This window comes from Halomonas borealis (genome assembly GCF_004798905.1).
Classification (GTDB): domain Bacteria; phylum Pseudomonadota; class Gammaproteobacteria; order Pseudomonadales; family Halomonadaceae; genus Halomonas; species Halomonas borealis.
Genome location: NZ_SDMO01000009.1, coordinates 89,421 through 106,382, shown reverse-complemented (window position 1 = coordinate 106,382; position 16,962 = coordinate 89,421). Strand labels below are relative to the sequence as shown.

The following is a 16,962-nucleotide window of genomic DNA, read 5'->3' as shown; positions in this document are numbered from 1 at the left end:
ACTCTCCCTCGCAGAGGTCGCCCATGCCGTCCAGACACCGGCCCCTCGCCGCCCTGCTGCTGACCCTGAGCCTCGTCGCCGCGCCCATCGACGCCGATGTCTCGGTCGAAGGCGCACGCTTCGCCTCGGACCAGCAGGTCGACGGCCGAGCCTTCCGACTGATCGGCCACGGGCTGTTCCGCTATATGATCTGGGATGCCTACGCCGGCGCCTATTACCAGGCCCGCGGCTATTCCCGGCCGGCGCCCCAGTCCACCGAGGTGCCGCGGCGCTTGGAGCTCGAGTACTTCCACGCCATCGACGCCGGGGACTTCGCCGAAGTCACCCGCGACACCCTGCGCGAACAGCTCGACGACGCCGACTTCCGCGCCCTCGAACCGGCACTTGCGACCTTCAATACCCGCTATCGGGAGGTCGCACCGGGCGACCGCTACGCGCTGACCTGGAACGGCGAGACCCTGCGCCTGACCCTGAACGGCGAGTCACTCTACGCAGCTGCCGAGCCGGCGCTGGCCGACGCCCTGTTCGGCATCTGGCTCGGCGAGGCGCCGCTGGACGACGGCTTCCGCGAGGCCCTGCTGGGGCGCTGAGCACGGGCATGCTAGGCTGCCTCGCCGGCCGCCGCAGGCGGGAAGCCTCATCAAAGGGAAGCTGCCATGAAAGCCCTGATCCAGCGTGTTCGCCATGCCAGCGTGACCGTCGACGGTCGCGAGACCGGTGCCATCGAGCAGGGCCTGCTGGCCTTCATCGGCGTCGAGAAAGGAGACGACGCGCAGCACGCCGAGCGGCTGCTGCACAAGTTGCTGCATTACCGGGTGTTCGCCGACGAGGCAGGGAAGATGAACCTCAACCTGCAGCAGGTCGAAGGCGGGCTGCTGCTGGTCTCCCAGTTCACGCTGGCCGCCGACACCCGTAAGGGCCTGCGCCCGAGCTTCTCCAGCGCCGCCCCGCCCGCCGACGGCCAACAGCGGTTCGAGGCCCTGGTCGAGCGCGCGCGAGCCGCCTGGCCACGCGTCGCCAGCGGCGAGTTCGGCGCCGACATGCAGGTGGCGCTGGTCAACGACGGTCCGGTGACCTTCCTGCTCGAGAGCTGAGCGCGGGCCTCACGCCTCCGCGCGCAGCTCGGCCTCCATCGCCTCCAGCGACTCCTCCGCGGCCAGCCAGGCCTGCTCCAGCTCGCCGAGCCGGGACGCCAGCTCGCCTTGTTCGGCGAGCCGCGCGGTGAGCTCATCCTTGCGTGCCTCGTCGGTATAGAGCTCGGCCTCGCCCAGCGCGTCCTCCACCTTGGACAGCGCCTGCTGGACCTTCTCCATCTCGCGCTCGCTGCGATCGCGGTCGCGCTTGAGCGGGCGCAGCTTCTCGCGTAGCTCGGCGGCGGCACGCCGCGCGGCCTTGCGATCCTCCCGGGGGGCCTCGGCGTCCTCCTGACGCTCGGCCTTCTGGGCCCGGGCCTCGCGGCGTTCGTTCTCGAGCCGGGTCTTGAGCCAGGCGCGATAGTCGTCCAGGTCGCCATCGAACGGCGTGACGCGATGGTCGGCGACCCGCCAGAACTCATCCACGGTGGCGCGCAGCAGATGGCGGTCGTGGGAGACCACGATCACCGTGCCCTCGAAGCTCGCCAGCGCCTGGGTGAGCGCCTCGCGCATCTCCAGGTCCAGGTGGTTGGTGGGCTCGTCGAGCAGCAGCAGGTTGGGCTTCTGCCAGGCCACCAGGGCCAGCGCCAGCCGCGCCTTTTCACCGCCGGAAAAGCGCCCCACCTCGGCGAAGGCGTCATCGCCCTTGAAACCGAAGCCACCCAGGAAGTGGCGAATGTCCAGGTCGGCGGCCCGCGGCGAGAGCCGCTGGACATGCAGGAAGGGCGTGGCCGAGAGGTCGAGGCCCTCGAGCTGATGCTGGGCGAAATAGCCGATCTGCAGGTGCTCGCCGGGTACCCGATGGCCATCGAGCAGCGCCAGCTCTCCGGTCAGCGACTTGATCAGCGTCGACTTGCCGGCGCCGTTGGGGCCCAGCAGGCCGATGCGCTGGCCCGGCTGCAGGGTCAGGTCGACCTCCTCGAGCTGCATCGTGTCTTCGCCCTCGCCGCGGTAGCCGAGGCGTGCCTTGTCGAGCACCAGCAGCGGATGCGAGGTGCGGTCGGCGGACGGCAGGGTGAAGTGGAAGGGCGAGTCGGCATGGGCCACGGCGATATCGCCCATGCGCTCGAGCATCTTCAGCCGGCTCTGCGCCTGCCGGGCCTTGGTGGCCTTGTAGCGGAAGCGCGCCACGAAGCGCTCGATCTCCTCCTTGCGCGCCTGCTGCTTGGCGGCCTCGGCCTGCTGCAGCGCCAGCTTCTCGGCACGGGTACGCTCGAAGGTGGAATAGTTGCCGCGATAGAGCGCCAGCGTCTGGCGGTCGAAGTGCACGATGTGATCGCAGACCGCGTCCAGGAAGTCGCGGTCGTGGGAGATCAGCAGCAGGGTGCCCGGGTAGCGGGTCAGCCACTGCTCGAGCCACAGCAGGGCATCGAGGTCCAGGTGGTTGGTCGGCTCATCGAGCAGCAGCAGGTCGGACGGCATGAACAGGGTCCGTGCCAGGTTGACGCGCATCCGCCAGCCGCCGGAGAAGTCCGACAGCGGCCGCACCAGGTCGCGCTGACCGAAACCGAGCCCGACCAGCAGCTGGGCGGCTCGTGCCGGGCCGCTGTAGCCGTCCAGCGCTTCGATGGTGCCGTGCAGCTCCGCCTCACGATGGGCCTCGCCGGCGGCCTGGGCCGCCTCCAGCGCCGCCTCGGCCTCACGCAGGGCCCGGTCGCCATCGAGCACGTAGTCCTGGATGCTGCGGTCGAGCGCCTCGACCTCCTGGGCCATGTGGGCGATGCGCTGGCCGCCGCTCATCTCTAGCGTGCCGCGATCGGGGCCGAACTCGCCGCGCAGCAGGCCGAACAGGCTCGACTTGCCGGCGCCATTGGGTCCGACGATACCCGCCTTGTGCCCGGCGTGCAGGGTCAGGTCGGTGTCCTCGAACAGCGCTTGAGTGCCGCGTTGCAGGGAAACTTGGCGCAGTGCAATCATGAGGGCTCCACAGGAAGGACGTGAAGGAAACGCTGAATAAATCACCGGGCATCGTGAAGCGAATGGAGCACAGAAAGCGAGAAACAACATGGTGTTAGGCGAGCTTTCGAGCACCGCGCAACGAAGCGATTTGCATGCGCAGGCATTCAAGCAGTATTTCCTGAGGCCATCGCCATGACGACGACAGCCGAATCATGACAGCCGATTCTACCGAATTACCGGCCGCTCTGCGGGGCCGGCTCGACATCGATCCGCTCTGGGCGTTCGCCTGTGCGCTCTACGCCCGCCCCGGAGTGGAGGCGGCTTGCCTGCACCTGCAGGACGATGCGGGCATCGAGGTGATCGAGCTGTTGTGGCGACTGTGGCTGTTCCGCCACGGCTTCGCCGCCGGGCCGATACCCGAGGAGGTGACTCGCTGGCAGGCCGAGGTGACCGCACCGCTGCGCCGGCTGCGGCGCGAACTCAAGGCCGAGGCCGCCGAGCGCGAAGGCGTCGCGGCGCTGCGCGAGCGGATCAAGGCCGCCGAGCTGGACGCCGAACGCGAGGCCCTCGCCAGGCTCGAGGCCTATAGCCGGGATGGCGGCCCTCCGCATCGCCGGCTGTCGCCAGGCGACGGCCTGCAGGAGGCGCTGCCCGATCATCTCAGGCTGACCCGGCCCTCCCATGTCTCGGCGCTGGGAAGGTTGAAAGGCCAACTTGACCCTTCATGGCCGCCCCACTAGCCTAAACAAACACTGCAAAAACAAAACCTTCTTTTCGTTGGCGCGGTTTTGCCGACAGAATCTGCAGAGGAACTCTACTCATGAAGTCACAAAAACTGCTGGCTACCGCAGGCATCGGCGCCCTGATGCTCGGCCTGTCGACGGCCGCCTATTCGGATAACTGGCGTTACGCCCACGAGGAATACGAAGGTGACGTCCAGGACGTGTTCGCCCAGGAATTCAAGCGCTACGTGGAGGAGAACTCCGACCACAGCGTCCAGGTCTATCGTTTCGGCGAGCTTGGCGAGTCCGACGACATCATGGAGCAGACCCAGAACGGCATCCTGCAGTTCGTCGACCAGTCGCCCGGTTTCACCGGCGCCCTGATCCCGGCGGCTCAGATCTTTTTCATTCCGTATCTGATGCCGACCGACATGGATACCGTGCTCGAGTTCTTCGATGAGAGCAAGGCCATCAACGAGATGTTCCCCGCGCTCTACGCCGAGCATGGCCTGAAGCTGCTGCAGATGTTCCCCGAGGGGGAAATGGTGGTCACCGCCGACGAGCCGATCACCGAGCCCGCGGACTTCGACAACAAGAAGATCCGCGTCATGACCAACCCTCTGCTCGCCGAGACCTACAACGCCTTCGGGGCCACTCCGACCCCGCTGCCGTGGGGCGAAGTCTATGGTGGCCTGCAGACCGGTATCCTCGACGGCCAGGAAAACCCGATCTTCTGGATCGAGTCCGGCGGCCTCTACGAGGTCTCCCCGAATCTGACCTTCACCGGCCATGGCTGGTTCACCACCGCCATGATGGCCAACATGGACTTCTACGAAGGGCTGTCCGACGACGATCAGCAGCTGGTGCAGGATGCCACCGACGCGGCCTATGATCACACCATCGAGCATATCCAGGGCCTGGCCGATGAATCACTGGCCAAGATCCAGGAAGCCTCCGATGAGGTCACCGTGACCCGCCTGAACGACGAACAGATCGCCGCCTTCAAGGAGCGTGCTCCGCAAGTCGAGGAGAAGTTCCTCGAGATGACCGGCGAGGACGGTGCGGCCCTGCTCGAGCAGTTCAAGAGCGACCTCGAGAGCGTGCAGCAAGCAGAGCAGTAAGCGCGTTCCAAGGTACCACCACGACGGGGGCAGCCAGGCTGCCCCCGATTTGTTTGCGGCCCGCCGGTCAACGTTCACCCAACGTTGACCCGGCGGCCCTCCTACATGGCGGCGAGCCATTATGCTGCTCGATAGGGACGTCGCTGCGTCGCCATATCCGCTGAAAGGAGTCCGCCCATGACCGAAGAAGAGTCCGAAAAACACTATCGCTCGGGGCTACCGGGCTTTCTCGGCGTCATCGATACCTTCATCAGCAAGGTCGAGTCGGTGATCCTCGCCCTCGGCGTGCTGCTGATGGCCATCAACACCATCGCCAACGTCGTCGGCCGCTTCGCGTTCGGCGAGAGTATCTTCTTCACCGGCGAGATCAACCGCATCCTGATCATCATGATCACCTTCGCCGGCATCGGCTACGCGGCGCGCCACGGCCGCCATATCCGCATGTCGGCGATCTACGATGCGCTGCCGGTCGGTGGGCGTCGCGCGCTGATGATCACGATCTCGCTGTTCACCTCCCTGGTGATGTTCTTCCTGCTCTACTACTCGGTGCTCTACATCCTCGACCTGTACGACAAGGGTCGCATCCTGCCGGCGTTGGGCTTCCCCATCTTCATCATCTATATCTGGGTGCCACTGGGCTTTCTGATCACCGGCATCCAGTACCTGCTCACCGCCATCAAGAACATGACGTCGCGTGACGTCTACCTGTCGACCTCGGTGCTCGACGGCTACAAGGATACGGAAACGGAAGTCTGACGCAGGGCACTGCCCGGGGGAACGCAAGATGACGACAGTAATGGTTGTAACCATGATCGCCCTGCTGCTGCTGGGCTTTCCGATGATGATCCCGCTGATCACCGCGGCGGTCATCGGCTTCTTCATGATGTTCAGCGGCTTGGGCCAGATGGAGACGCTGATCCAACAGATGATGGCCGGCATCCGGCCGGCCTCGCTGATCGCGGTACCGATGTTCATCCTCGCCGCGGACATCATGACCCGCGGACAATCGGCCGAACGACTGATCAACATGGTGATGTCCTTCATCGGCCACGTGAAGGGTGGCCTGGCGGTCAGCACGGCCGCCTCCTGCACCCTGTTCGGGGCCGTCTCCGGCTCCACCCAGGCCACGGTGGTGGCGGTGGGCTCGCCGTTGCGCCCGCGCATGCTCAAGGCCGGCTACTCGGATTCCTTCACCCTGGCCCTGATCATCAACTCCAGCGATATCGCCTTCCTGATCCCCCCGAGCATCGGCATGATCATCTACGGGGTCATCTCCGGCACCTCGATCGGCGAGCTGTTCATCGCCGGCATCGGGCCCGGCCTTTTGATCCTGTCCATGTTCGCCGCCTACTGCGTGCTCTATGCGGTGATCCGCAAGGTGCCCACCGAACCCAAGTCCAGCTGGGGCGAGCGCCTGACCGCGGTGCGCATGGCGCTATGGCCGCTGGGCTTCCCGGTGATCATCGTCGGCGGCATCTATGGCGGTGTGTTCAGCCCCACCGAGGCCGCCGCGGCCTGTGTGCTGTATGCCATACTGCTCGAGTTCGTGATCTTCCGCTCGCTGAAGCTCGACAATATCTACGCCATCGCCAAGTCCACCGGCCTGATCACCGCGGTGGTGTTCATCCTGGTCGCGGTGGGCAACGGCTTCTCCTGGATCATCTCCTTCGCCCAGATCCCCCAGGCGCTCCTCGACGCCGTGGGGATCAACGAGGCCGGCCCCACCGGGGTCCTGATCGCCATCTGCATCGCCTTCTTCGTGGCCTGCATGTTCGTCGATCCGATCGTGGTGATCCTGGTGCTGACGCCGATCTTCGCCCCGGCCGTGGAAGCCACCGGCCTGGACCCTGTGCTGGTCGGCATACTGATCACCCTGCAGGTGGCCATCGGTTCGGCGACGCCACCCTTCGGCTGTGACATCTTCACCGCCATCGCGATCTTCAAGCGGCCGTACCTGGATGTGATCAAGGGCACGCCGCCGTTCGTTTGCCTGCTGATTCTCGCCGCCGCCCTGCTGATCATCTTCCCGCAGATCGCCCTGTTCCTGCGCGACCTGGCCTTCAGCGGCTGACCCTGACTACCTAGAGGAGAGGTCATGATGTTCAAACGGATCATGGTGCCGGTGGATGGCTCCAAGGGGGCGATCAAGGCACTGGACAAGGCCATCGCACTCCAACAGCTCACCGGCGCCGAGCTGTATATCCTGTGCGTGTTCAAGCACCACAGCCTGCTCGAGGCCTCGCTGTCCATGGTGCGTCCGACGCGACTCGATATTCCCGACGATGCCCTCAAGGAATATGCCACCGAGATCGCCGTGCAGGCCAAGGCCCATGCCACCGAACTCGGCGTGCCCGCCGACGGGGCCCGCGCCTTCGTCAAAGGCGGGCGCCCCTCACGCACCATCGTGCGCTTCGCCCGCAAGCGCGACTGCGACCTGATCGTGATCGGCGCCCAGGGCACCAACGGCGACAAGGGCCTGCTGCTGGGCAGCGTGTCACAGCGAGTGGCGGGCTCCTCCCATTGCCCGACCCTGGTCGTCTAGGCCACCATCCGCGTCATTGTCGGGTCGATTCGCACCTCATCGCGACGGGTGCGGAACCGATCCGGCCCTGTTAGAGTCCCAAGGATCCCACTCATCGATGGCGCCAAGGCGCCGGAGTACAAGGCATTTTCATGAAGCGACTGCTGACTACCGCATCCCTGACGGCGCTGCTGACCGCGGCCCCGCTGGCCCTGGCCGCCGCCCCGGATACCGACGGCGAGAAACTCGGCTACAGCCTCGGCGTGACACTGGGCAAGAGCATCCAGCAGGACGTCTCCGACCTCGACGTCGACGCCTTTACCCAGGCCGTGCAGGACGTCTTCGGCGACAACGAGCTGGAGATGAGCGAGGAAGAGATGAATTCCACCATGCAGGCCTTCCAGCAGCAGGCCATGCAGGAGCGCGCCGCCGAGGCCGAGAAAGAGGCCGAGAGCAACAAGGCCGCGGGCGAGGCTTACCAGGCCGAGAACGCCGAGCAGGATGGCGTGACCGTCACCGACTCCGGCCTGCAGTATCGCGAGATCGAATCCGGCGACGGCGCCTCACCGAGCGACGGCGACACCGTGAAGGTCAACTACGAAGGTAAGCTGATCGACGGCACCGTCTTCGACAGCTCCTACGAGCGCGGCGAGCCGGTCAGCTTCCAGGTCGGCCAGGTCATCGAAGGCTGGCAGGAAGCCCTGAAGATGATGGACGTCGGCGATACCTGGGAAGTCGTGATCCCCGCCGAGCTCGCCTACGGCACCCGCGGCCAGGGCCCCATCGGTCCCAATGAGACCCTGGACTTCAAGGTCGAACTACTCGACGTGAACCCCGATAACGGGGCAGGCGACGACGCCGAAGGCTGATCCGCCTCGCGGCAGAGGTACGCTGATCGCGTGACCGACGGCCGGCCTCCCTCGGGGGCCGGCCGACTTGCGTCATGCCTCGCGACATGCCGCGCCCACCCCAGGACATGACACCATCATGGAAAGCATCGTCGGCGCCCTCGGCCCCCTGTTCCTGCTGATCCTGCTCGGCGCCCTGCTCGGCCGCGGCCCCTGGCCCGGCGGCGACTTCTGGTCGCGCCTCGAGAGCCTGATCTACTACCTGCTGTTCCCGGCGATGCTGGTCGCCACCCTGGCCGAGGCCGACATCCACGCCGTGCCGGTGGTGCGCCTCGCCCTGGTGCTGCTCGGCAGCCTGCTGTTGATGGGCATCGGCCTGTGGGCGCTACGCCCTCGCCTGGGGCTCGACATGCCGGCCTTCACCTCGGTCTTCCAGGGCTCGCTGCGCTTCAATACCTACGTCGGCGTCGCCGGCGCCGGCGCCCTGCACGGCTCGGCCGGCGCCACCGTCGCGGCGGTGGCCGTGGCGCTGATGGTGCCGCTGGTCAACGTGCTGTGCGTGCTGACCTTCCTGGCCGCCGGCACCCTGGGGAAGGGCGGCGTGGCGGCCAGCCTGAAGGCCCTGGCCCGCAACCCACTGATCCTGGCCTGCCTCGCGGGGGCCGCCCTCAACCTCTCGGGACTCGGCCTGCCCGGCTGGAGCCACGAGGCGGTGGCCCTGCTCGGCCGGGCGGCGCTGCCGTTGGGGCTGGTCGCGGTCGGCGTGGCGCTGCGCCCCCAGGCGTTGCTCCGCCGCGGCGGCGGCCTCTGGGCCTCTACCCTGATCAAGTTGGCGCTGATGCCGGCGCTGGCGCTGGGGCTCGCCACCCTGCTAGGCCTGGCGCCGGTGAGTCGCGACGTGGTGCTGCTGTTCGCCGCCCTACCCACCGCCACCTCGGCCTACATCCTGTCGCGCCAGCTCGGCGGCGACGCCGAGCTGATGGCCGCACTGATCACCACCCAAACGTTGATCGCCATGCTCAGCCTGCCGCTCTGGCTAAGCTTCGTCTCCTAAGTAAATAAAAAAGAGTCTCGTTAGCATTGACCTTGTTAATGAGAATGATTTACTCTTCTTGCCTGACATCGCCGAGGTGCGTGTCAGGCTCGCGGAGCCCTACCAGTCCTCCGCGAGGGTTCTCCTCCTCATTGCTAGTCACGGTCTTTTCGCCGCCCCGCCCAGGGCGGCTTTCTTTTGCCTGGCCCACCGCTCGGCCGCCAACGGTGTCTTTCCGGCGGCATGTCAGCCATGCCGGCCCAGACGCGCCTTGATCATCTCCCCCAGCGCCTCCACCGCCGGCCAGGAAGACGCGTCGATCCTTCGTCCGTAATGCAGCTCGGCATGACATTCCGCCAGGCGCGGCAGGCCCTCGGCCTCACCCAGCACCCGCATGGCCGGCGTCAGGCGTTCACGCTCCAGCAAGCCAACCCCCAGCCCGGCCTCCACCGCGGTCTCCAGCGCATGGATGCTGGTACTGGTGAAGACCGCATGCCAGGGTCGGCCACCGGCCTCCAGGGCCTCGACACCCAGTTGGCGATAGGGGCAGTCCACCGGGTGGAGCGCCAACGGCAAAGGAGCCTCCGGCGTCAGCGACAGCTCCCGGGCGCCGGCCCACACCGGGGCGGTACGCCACAGCCGCTCGCCGCCATTCAGGTGATAAGGCCGGTCCAGGGCCACGACCAGCGACAGTTCGCCTTGCTCCAGCCGCCGGGCCAGCTCGCCACTGGTCGCGGTCACCGCCTCCAGCACCACGTCGGGATGCCGAGCCAGGAAGTCCGGAAGCAGGCGTCCCACCAGGTGTCGGGCATAGTCCTCCGGCATGCCGAAGCGCACTCGGCCGGACAGTCCCCGGCCGCTGATCCTGGCCACCAAGCCGTCGTGGTGGCGCAGCAGCTCACGCGCCTCGCCGAGCAGCGCCTCGCCGCTGGTGGTCAGCGTCATGCCACGCGCGCCGCGCACCAGCAACCGCGATTCCAGGCGCGTCTCCAGGCGCTTGATCTGCATGCTCAGGGCGCCGACGGTACGGTGCCGTTCCTCCGCCGCCGCGGCCAGCGAACCGCGGCGGGCGACCGTCACGAAACTGCGCAGGGCCTCCAGGTCCAGGGTCTGCCACAAAGCTTCAGCCATATTGAAGTCTCACTACAATAAGTTTCGATTCCCTGAAGACATTAGCCGGCGCAGACTCGCCAGTGCAAGTTCGAGGGAAGGAGGCTCCCATGCAGGCAATTCGACAGGTACGGCTCCCGCACTTCCGGCATCCACGGCGTCTCGCCGGTTTGGGCGTCGCAGTGGGCTTCGTGATCTGCTGGAGCAGCGGCTTCGTGGGCAGCCGCCTGGCTGTGGCCGTCGATTCGCCGGTGCTGTCGCTGTATGCCTGGCGCTTCGCCCTGGCCACCCTGCTGGCAGCCATCTGGGCCGGGTTGACGCTCGGACGACGGCGACTGGACCACCGTGCGCTGGGCCATGAGGCGCTGGTGGGCAGCCTGACGGTAGGCGGCTATCTGCTGGCCATGCTGCTGGCGGTGGAAAGCGGCGTCGATGCCGGCGTGGCGGCCCTGATCGGCGCCTTGCAGCCGCTGGCGGCCACGCTCATGGCCAGCCGCCTGCTGGGCGAGCGCCCTCGGACCGTGCAGTGGCTGGGCCTGGCCGGCGCGACCCTGGGCGCCGGGCTGAGCGTGCTCGACGACCTGCGCGGCGCCGGCGGCGCACCGCTGTGGGCCTACGGGCTGCCGTTGCTGGCGGTGTTGGCGGTGAGCCTCGGCAGCGTGCTGAGCGCCGGACGGCCGGCGACCCAGCCCATGGCGGCACGCCTGACGTCACAGCTGGCGGCGGCCACGCTGATCTTCGCCCTCGCCGCCCTCGTCAGGGGCGATGGCCTTCCCCTGCCGCCGGTCTCGGCGCCGAGCCTCACCGCCCTGGCCTGGCTGATCGCGCTGGCGACCTTCGGCGGCTACGGCTTCTTCAACGCCAGCCTGCAGCGCTTCGGGGTCAGCCAGAGCGCGGCCCTGGTCGCCCTGACCCCGGCCACCACGCTCGCCGCCACGCTCATGCTGTTCGGCGAGTGGCCGGGGAGCCTCGGCGCCATCGGCATGCTCCTGGGCATCGTCGGTGCCGGAGCCGCCCTGGCCAGCAGGCGGCCTCAGGGACGCGGTGCCGGCGGCCATGATGCCACCGCCCGCCCGGTCGAGCAGCGTGAAGCACGCCGGCGGGTCAGGCCGAGCGCCCTGCCGACGCGGCGAGGCTGAGGCCCGCCGCCTCAGTCGAGGCGGCGGAAGATCAGGTCCCAGACGCCGTGGCCGAGCTTCTCGCCACGGCGCTCGAACTTGGTCAGCGGGCGGAACTCGGGGCGTGGCACATAGGGTGCCATCGCCGCGTCGGCGGTGTTCGCATAGCCCGGCGCCTCGGTCATCACCTCGGCCATCCACTCGGCGTAGGCCTCCCAGTCGGTGGCCATGTGCAGGGTGCCGCCGGGGATGAGGCGACGGCGCACCAGCTCGACGAAGGCCGGCTGGACGATGCGCCGCTTGTGATGCTTGGTCTTCGGCCAGGGGTCGGGGAAGAACAACTGCAGGGTCGCGAGGCTCCCCTCGGGCAGGCACTGCTCGAGCACCGCCAGGGCATCTTCACGGTAGACCCGCAGGTTGGTCAGGCCACGCTTGTCGGCCTCGTCGAGCAGCTTGCCGACCCCGGGCGCATGCACCTCGATGCCGATGAAATCGGTGTCGGGATGGGTCTCGGCCTGCTCGATCAGCGAGGCGCCCATGCCGAAGCCGATCTCCAGCACCACCGGGGCACGACGCCCGAACAGCGCCGCGAGATCCTGGCGGCCGTCGGCGAGCGTCAGCCCCAGCCGCGGCCAGACCTCTTCGAGGCCGCGAGTCTGGGCGCCGGTCATGCGTCCGGCACGCAGCACGTAGCTCTTGATGCCGCGGCGGTGCAGCGGGGCATCCGGGCCCTCGGGGCCGGTGGTGGTCGGGTCGGGGCGTTGCGGATCGTCGTTCATGCGCGGCGTGGAACTCGTGAAGAATGGAGGGTTCAGGCGTTGATGCGGCCGGCCAGCGGCGAGGAGGCCTCGGCGCCCCCGCGGCGCGGCATGCGCCCGGCGAGGAAGGCCTCGCGGCCGGCCTCGACGGCCCGCCGCATGGCGCCGGCCATCCGCACCGGCTGACGGGCATGGGCGATGGCGGAGTTCATCAGCACCCCGTCGCAGCCCAGCTCCATGGCCTGGGCGGCCTCGGAGGCGGCGCCGATGCCGGCATCGACCAGCACCGGCACACTGGCCTGCTCGATGATCAGGCGGATGTTGTGCGGGTTCTGGATGCCGTGGCCGGAGCCGATCAGCGAGCCCAGCGGCATCACGGCGCAACAACCCAGGCGCTCCAGCTCGCGGGCGACGATCGGGTCATCGCTGGTATAGACCATGACATCGAAGCCATCGTTGATCAGGGTCTCGGCGGCGGCCAGGGTCTCCACCACATTGGGATACAGCGTGGTGTCGTCGCCCAGCACCTCGAGCTTGACCAGGTTGTGACCGTCGAGCAGCTCGCGGGCCAGCCGGCAGGTACGTACCGCGTCCTGGGCCGTATAGCAGCCGGCGGTGTTGGGCAGCAGGGTATAGCGCTCCGGGGGCACGACATCGAGCAAGTTGGCCGCCGCGGCATCCTGCCCCAGGTTGGTGCGCCGCACGGCGAAGGTCACTACCTCGGTGCCGCTGGCGGCGATGGCCTCGCCGGTCTCATCCATATCACGGTACTTGCCGGTGCCCACCAGCAGGCGCGAGGCGAATTCACGGCCGGCGACGCGCAGCGGCGCGTCCTGAAAGAAATCGGTCATGCGTGTATTTCTCCTATGACTCAGGGGAAAGCGCTGATGTGTCTTGCGAGCGAAGACAGGTTGGACGACACCGGAACGGAAATACCGGAGTTTACACGCCAGTCAATGAGGATATTGAGTACCGCCGGCGGCCAGGATGGCGAGGTTCGTTCCCGACGAACCCACGCACTTCCCTACGGGTCGTCGAGCGCAGCGATACATCCGTGTTTTCCTCAGCCGCCACCGATGGCATGGACGATCTCCACCCGATCATCGGCGGCCAGGCGCGTCTCGTCGTGGACGCTACGGGGCACGATCTCCTCGTTGACCTCCACGGCGATACGCCGTCCGGTCAGGCCGAGAAGCTCGACCAGCTGTGCCACGGAGGCATCGGCCTCAAGGGTACGGGCCTCGCCGTTGAGCTGGATCTGCATGGCATCCTCCAGGGCTGCGATTTCGCGGGCCCCTATTGTAGCGCCTTGCGGCTTCCGCGGGTACGGTAAGCGCGTGAGACGACGCGGGGCCGATCCGTCGGCGGGGCGCTGTGGCGCCATCCCTAGGCGCGACGCTCACCTTCCCAGGCCCCGCTTCGCTCCAACCGGCGCCCCTGGTCCGGCGTCGCGACGATGCCCCCGCGGGCGAAGCACGAGGAGAGAGACAAGATGCGGGATCGAGGCTGGTGGATGATGGTGGCGCTAGGCGGCGCCCTGACGGTCGTGGCCGGAGCCTTCGGCGCCCATGCCCTGAGCGGGGCACTGGCACCGCGGTTGATGACGGCCTTCGAGACAGGCGTGCGCTACCAGGCCTGGCACACCCTGGCGATGCTCGGCGTGCTGGCCTGGCGCGCCAGCCTGCCGCTACCCGGCCAACGGCTGACACTAGGCCTGTGGCTGGCCGGCATAGGGCTCTTCTCGGGGTCGCTCTACGCCCTGGCGCTGAGCGGCGTCGCCATGCTCGGCGCCATCACCCCGCTCGGCGGCGGCCTGCTGATCGCCGGCTGGCTGGCCCTGGCGGCCTGCGTATTGCGTGCCCCCGGACCGAGGCCCGGAGAGCGCCGCGGGGGATGACTCACACGGCAACGGCGAGCCGCCAGCGCGCAGTCCTCCTTCGGTTCGGTCCCAGACTCAGTCGCCGTCCGGCAATACATAGGTCGCCGTGACCAGCGCCACAGGATCGTCCTCGCCATCGGAGAACAGCTGAACCTCGCCCACCGCCAGGCGACGCCCCAGCTTGAGCAGCCGGGCGTTGGCGATGAGGTCGCGGTCGCCCCGAGGACGGCGCAGGAAACGGCAGTGCAGGTCGCTGGTGACCGCCATCGGCTCGGGGCCGATCTGGGCCAGGATCGCCACGTAGAGGCAGACATCGGCGAGCCCCATCAGGGTCGGCCCGGAGACGCTGGCACCGGGGCGCAGATGCTCGTCCTCGATGGCCAGGCTCATGGTGGCACGGTGCTCGCCGACCCCCTCGATGGTGCCGGCGCGCTGGGGAAACACCTCCTCGAGGAATTCCTCGATGGCGGCGGCGGTCATCACGGTCATGGGCGCACTCCCTGCGGCGAATGGGCGATGGCCCTAAGATAGCCCAGACCGCAGGCCGCGCACAGCCGGCGCAGGGCGCGAGTCACCGGCTATCCCGCCACTCGCGCCCCACCGGCCATCAGCTCGCCTTGTACACGGCCCGCCCGCGATGCAGCAGCGGCTCGGTGTAGCCGGAAGGTTGCTCGATGCCTTTGAGGATCAGGTCCGTGGCGACCTGGAAGGCGTGGGAGGCGACGAAATCGACGCTCATCGGCCGATAGGTCGGATCACCGGCGTTCTGCTCGTCGACCACCCGGGCCATGCGCTCCAGGGTCGCGCGCACGCGGTCGGCATCGACCACGCCATGGTAGAGCCAGTTGGCCACGTGCTGGCTGGAGATCCGCAGGGTGGCACGGTCCTCCATCAGGCCCACGTCGTGGATATCCGGCACCTTGGAGCAGCCCACGCCGTGCTCGACCCAGCGCACCACGTAGCCGAGGATGCCCTGGCAGTTGTTGTCCAGCTCCTGCTGGACCGCCTCGTCGTCCCAGTCGGGCGTCTCGGCCACCGGCACGGTCAGCAGATCGTCGAGCAGCTGTTCCATCAGGGCAGGATCGCCCTGGGCCTCCAGCTCGCGCTGTACCTCGGCCACGCTGAGCTGGTGATAATGCAGGGCGTGCAGGGTCGCGGCGGTCGGCGACGGCACCCAGGCGGTGTTGGCGCCGGCCTTGGGGTGGCCGATCTTCTGCTCGAGCATGGCCGCCATCAGTTCCGGCATGGCCCACATGCCCTTGCCGATCTGGGCGTGGCCGCGCAGCCCGCAGGCCAGGCCGACCTGCACGTTGTTACGCTCGTAGGCGCCGATCCAGGCGGCGTTCTTCATATCGCCCTTGCGCACCATCGGGCCGGCCTGCATGGCGGTGTGCATCTCGTCGCCGGTGCGATCGAGGAAGCCGGTGTTGATGAACACCACCCGCGAGGTCGCCTCGTTGATACACGCCTTGAGGTTGACCGAGGTACGGCGTTCCTCGTCCATGATGCCCATCTTGAGGGTATCGCGCTCGAGCCCCAGCAGGTCCTCGACGCGCCCGAACAGCTTATTAGTGAAGGCCACTTCCTTGGGCCCGTGCATCTTCGGCTTGACGATGTACACCGAGCCCTCGCGGGAGTTGCGGGCCTCACCGGCGCCCTTCCGCAGGTCACGCATGGCCAGCAGGCTGGTCATGACGGCATCGAGGATGCCCTCCGGCAGTTCCTGGCCCTCGTCATCCAGCAGCGCCGGGGTGGTCATCAGGTGGCCGACGTTACGCACGAACATCAGCGAGCGGCCGGGCAGGGTCACCTCGCCACCGTGCGGGGCGCTCCAGGTACGATCCGCCGCCAGCTTACGGGTGAAACGCTTGCCCCCCTTGTCGATCGGCTCCTCGAGATCGCCGGCCATCAGGCCCAGCCAGTTGGCATAGACGCCGACCTTATCCTCGGCATCGACCGCCGCCACGGAGTCCTCGCAGTCCATGATCGAGGTCAGCGCCGACTCGACGACCACGTCCTTGACCCCGGCCGCATCGGTCTTGCCGATCGCATGGGTCGCATCGACCTGGATCTCCAGGTGCAGGTCGTTGTTGACCAGCAATACCGAGCTCGGCGCGGCCGCATCGCCCAGGTAACCGACTAGCTTGCTGGGCTCCTGCAGGCCGGTCTCGCGGCCGCCTTCCAGGCTCACCACCAGCTGGCCGTCGCGCAGCGCATACGCCACCGCCTCGGCGTGGGAGCCGCCGGCCAGCGGCGCGGCGCGGTCGAGCACATCGCGCGCATAGGCGATGACCTTCTCGGCGCGCTTCGGGTTGAAGCCGTCGCCGCGCTCGGCGCCACCCTCGTCGGCGATGGCATCGGTGCCATAGAGCGCATCGTAGAGGCTACCCCAGCGGGCGTTGGCGGCGTTCAGCGCGTAGCGAGCGTTGTTCACCGGCACCACCAGCTGCGGGCCGGCCTGAACGGCGATCTCACGGTCGACGTTAGCGGTGGTGACGGCCACCTCGGTGGGTGCCGGCTGCAGGTAGCCGATGCGCTCGAGGAAGCCACGATAGGCGGCCATGTCACGCACCGGGCCTGCGTTCTCGCGATGCCAGGCATCGAGCTCGGCCTGCAGGGCATCACGCTCGGCGAGCAGTTCGCGATTGTGTGGTGTCAGATCATGGAAGAGGGCGTCGACGCCGGCCCAGAAGGCCTCGGGATCGACGCCTGCGCCCGGCAGGGCCTGCTCGTTGATGAAACGGTCCAGCTCGGCGGCTACCTGAAGGCGATGGTGGGTGATGCGTTGGGTCATGGGTCGTTCTCCTATGCGGGGCCGCT

At 67.8% G+C, this 16,962-nt stretch carries 18 protein-coding genes; 11 read left to right on the top strand and 7 right to left on the bottom strand.

Features of this window, described 5'->3' with window-relative positions:
- The first annotated feature begins 23 nt into the window (after positions 1 to 23).
- Positions 24 to 590, top strand: coding sequence for a chalcone isomerase family protein (locus tag ETC07_RS10515; RefSeq protein WP_136248471.1), 567 nt, complete (start codon positions 24 to 26; stop codon positions 588 to 590).
- A gap of 66 nt (positions 591 to 656) precedes the next feature.
- The gene (gene dtd, locus ETC07_RS10510) at positions 657 to 1,094 is read left to right on the top strand and encodes a D-aminoacyl-tRNA deacylase (protein WP_136248470.1); all 438 of its coding nucleotides are present in this window, start codon (positions 657 to 659) and stop codon (positions 1,092 to 1,094) included.
- Between the two features lie 9 nt (positions 1,095 to 1,103).
- On the opposite strand, the gene ETC07_RS10505 is transcribed toward dtd, so the two are convergent.
- A complete protein-coding gene (locus tag ETC07_RS10505; RefSeq protein ID WP_136248469.1) occupies positions 1,104 to 3,050 on the bottom strand; it encodes an ABC-F family ATP-binding cassette domain-containing protein in 1,947 nt (648 codons plus the stop codon).
- A gap of 194 nt (positions 3,051 to 3,244) precedes the next feature.
- On the opposite strand from ETC07_RS10505, the gene ETC07_RS10500 reads away from it, so the two are divergent.
- The 7 genes from ETC07_RS10500 to ETC07_RS10470 all read left to right on the top strand — a co-directional run bounded on the left by ETC07_RS10500 (position 3,245) and on the right by ETC07_RS10470 (position 9,298).
- Positions 3,245 to 3,772, top strand: a complete 528-nt coding sequence (locus ETC07_RS10500) for a TIGR02444 family protein (RefSeq protein WP_136248468.1) — start codon at positions 3,245 to 3,247, stop codon at positions 3,770 to 3,772.
- Between the two features lie 80 nt (positions 3,773 to 3,852).
- Entirely contained in the window at positions 3,853 to 4,875 is a 1,023-nt protein-coding gene (locus tag ETC07_RS10495) for a TRAP transporter substrate-binding protein (RefSeq protein WP_136248467.1), read from the top strand.
- Between the two features lie 177 nt (positions 4,876 to 5,052).
- Entirely contained in the window at positions 5,053 to 5,631 is a 579-nt protein-coding gene (locus tag ETC07_RS10490; RefSeq protein ID WP_136248466.1) for a TRAP transporter small permease, read from the top strand.
- Between the two features lie 28 nt (positions 5,632 to 5,659).
- Positions 5,660 to 6,946, top strand: a complete 1,287-nt coding sequence (locus tag ETC07_RS10485) for a TRAP transporter large permease (RefSeq protein ID WP_136248465.1) — start codon at positions 5,660 to 5,662, stop codon at positions 6,944 to 6,946.
- A 27-nt stretch (positions 6,947 to 6,973) separates the two neighbouring features.
- On the top strand, positions 6,974 to 7,417 hold the full coding sequence (locus ETC07_RS10480) for a universal stress protein (RefSeq protein ID WP_136248501.1): 444 nt from the start codon (positions 6,974 to 6,976) through the stop codon (positions 7,415 to 7,417).
- A 131-nt stretch (positions 7,418 to 7,548) separates the two neighbouring features.
- Positions 7,549 to 8,265 carry a BamJ family beta-barrel-assembly machinery protein gene (bamJ, locus tag ETC07_RS10475; RefSeq protein ID WP_136248464.1) on the top strand — a complete coding sequence of 239 codons (717 nt, stop codon included), beginning with the start codon at positions 7,549 to 7,551 and terminating at the stop codon, positions 8,263 to 8,265.
- Between the two features lie 118 nt (positions 8,266 to 8,383).
- On the top strand, positions 8,384 to 9,298 hold the full coding sequence (locus tag ETC07_RS10470; RefSeq protein ID WP_136248463.1) for an AEC family transporter: 915 nt from the start codon (positions 8,384 to 8,386) through the stop codon (positions 9,296 to 9,298).
- A 225-nt stretch (positions 9,299 to 9,523) separates the two neighbouring features.
- On the opposite strand, the gene ETC07_RS10465 is transcribed toward ETC07_RS10470, so the two are convergent.
- Positions 9,524 to 10,408, bottom strand: a complete 885-nt coding sequence (locus ETC07_RS10465) for a LysR substrate-binding domain-containing protein (RefSeq protein WP_136248462.1) — start codon at positions 10,406 to 10,408, stop codon at positions 9,524 to 9,526.
- An 89-nt stretch (positions 10,409 to 10,497) separates the two neighbouring features.
- On the opposite strand from ETC07_RS10465, the gene ETC07_RS10460 reads away from it, so the two are divergent.
- Positions 10,498 to 11,526 carry a DMT family transporter gene (locus ETC07_RS10460; protein WP_136248461.1) on the top strand — a complete coding sequence of 343 codons (1,029 nt, stop codon included), beginning with the start codon at positions 10,498 to 10,500 and terminating at the stop codon, positions 11,524 to 11,526.
- A gap of 11 nt (positions 11,527 to 11,537) precedes the next feature.
- On the opposite strand, the gene trmB is transcribed toward ETC07_RS10460, so the two are convergent.
- From trmB to thiS, 3 genes are all read right to left on the bottom strand, one after another.
- On the bottom strand, positions 11,538 to 12,284 hold the full coding sequence (trmB, locus tag ETC07_RS10455) for a tRNA (guanosine(46)-N7)-methyltransferase TrmB (RefSeq protein WP_136248460.1): 747 nt from the start codon (positions 12,282 to 12,284) through the stop codon (positions 11,538 to 11,540).
- A gap of 32 nt (positions 12,285 to 12,316) precedes the next feature.
- Positions 12,317 to 13,114 (bottom strand): thiazole synthase, encoded by a 798-nt coding sequence (locus ETC07_RS10450; protein WP_136248459.1) that lies wholly within the window; start codon positions 13,112 to 13,114, stop codon positions 12,317 to 12,319.
- 212 nt (positions 13,115 to 13,326) lie between these two features.
- Positions 13,327 to 13,527, bottom strand: a complete 201-nt coding sequence (thiS, locus tag ETC07_RS10445) for a sulfur carrier protein ThiS (protein WP_136248458.1) — start codon at positions 13,525 to 13,527, stop codon at positions 13,327 to 13,329.
- 228 nt (positions 13,528 to 13,755) lie between these two features.
- On the opposite strand from thiS, the gene ETC07_RS10440 reads away from it, so the two are divergent.
- Entirely contained in the window at positions 13,756 to 14,160 is a 405-nt protein-coding gene (locus ETC07_RS10440) for a DUF423 domain-containing protein (RefSeq protein WP_136248457.1), read from the top strand.
- 57 nt (positions 14,161 to 14,217) lie between these two features.
- Here the strand turns inward: ETC07_RS10440 and ETC07_RS10435 are convergent, their stop codons facing one another.
- Both ETC07_RS10435 and ETC07_RS10430 read right to left on the bottom strand, forming a co-directional pair.
- Positions 14,218 to 14,631: a PaaI family thioesterase gene (locus ETC07_RS10435; protein ID WP_136248456.1), complete on the bottom strand. Its 414-nt coding sequence runs from the start codon at positions 14,629 to 14,631 to the stop codon at positions 14,218 to 14,220.
- Between the two features lie 118 nt (positions 14,632 to 14,749).
- Positions 14,750 to 16,936, bottom strand: a complete 2,187-nt coding sequence (locus ETC07_RS10430; RefSeq protein ID WP_136248455.1) for a malate synthase G — start codon at positions 16,934 to 16,936, stop codon at positions 14,750 to 14,752.
- Positions 16,937 to 16,962: the final 26 nt, after the last annotated feature.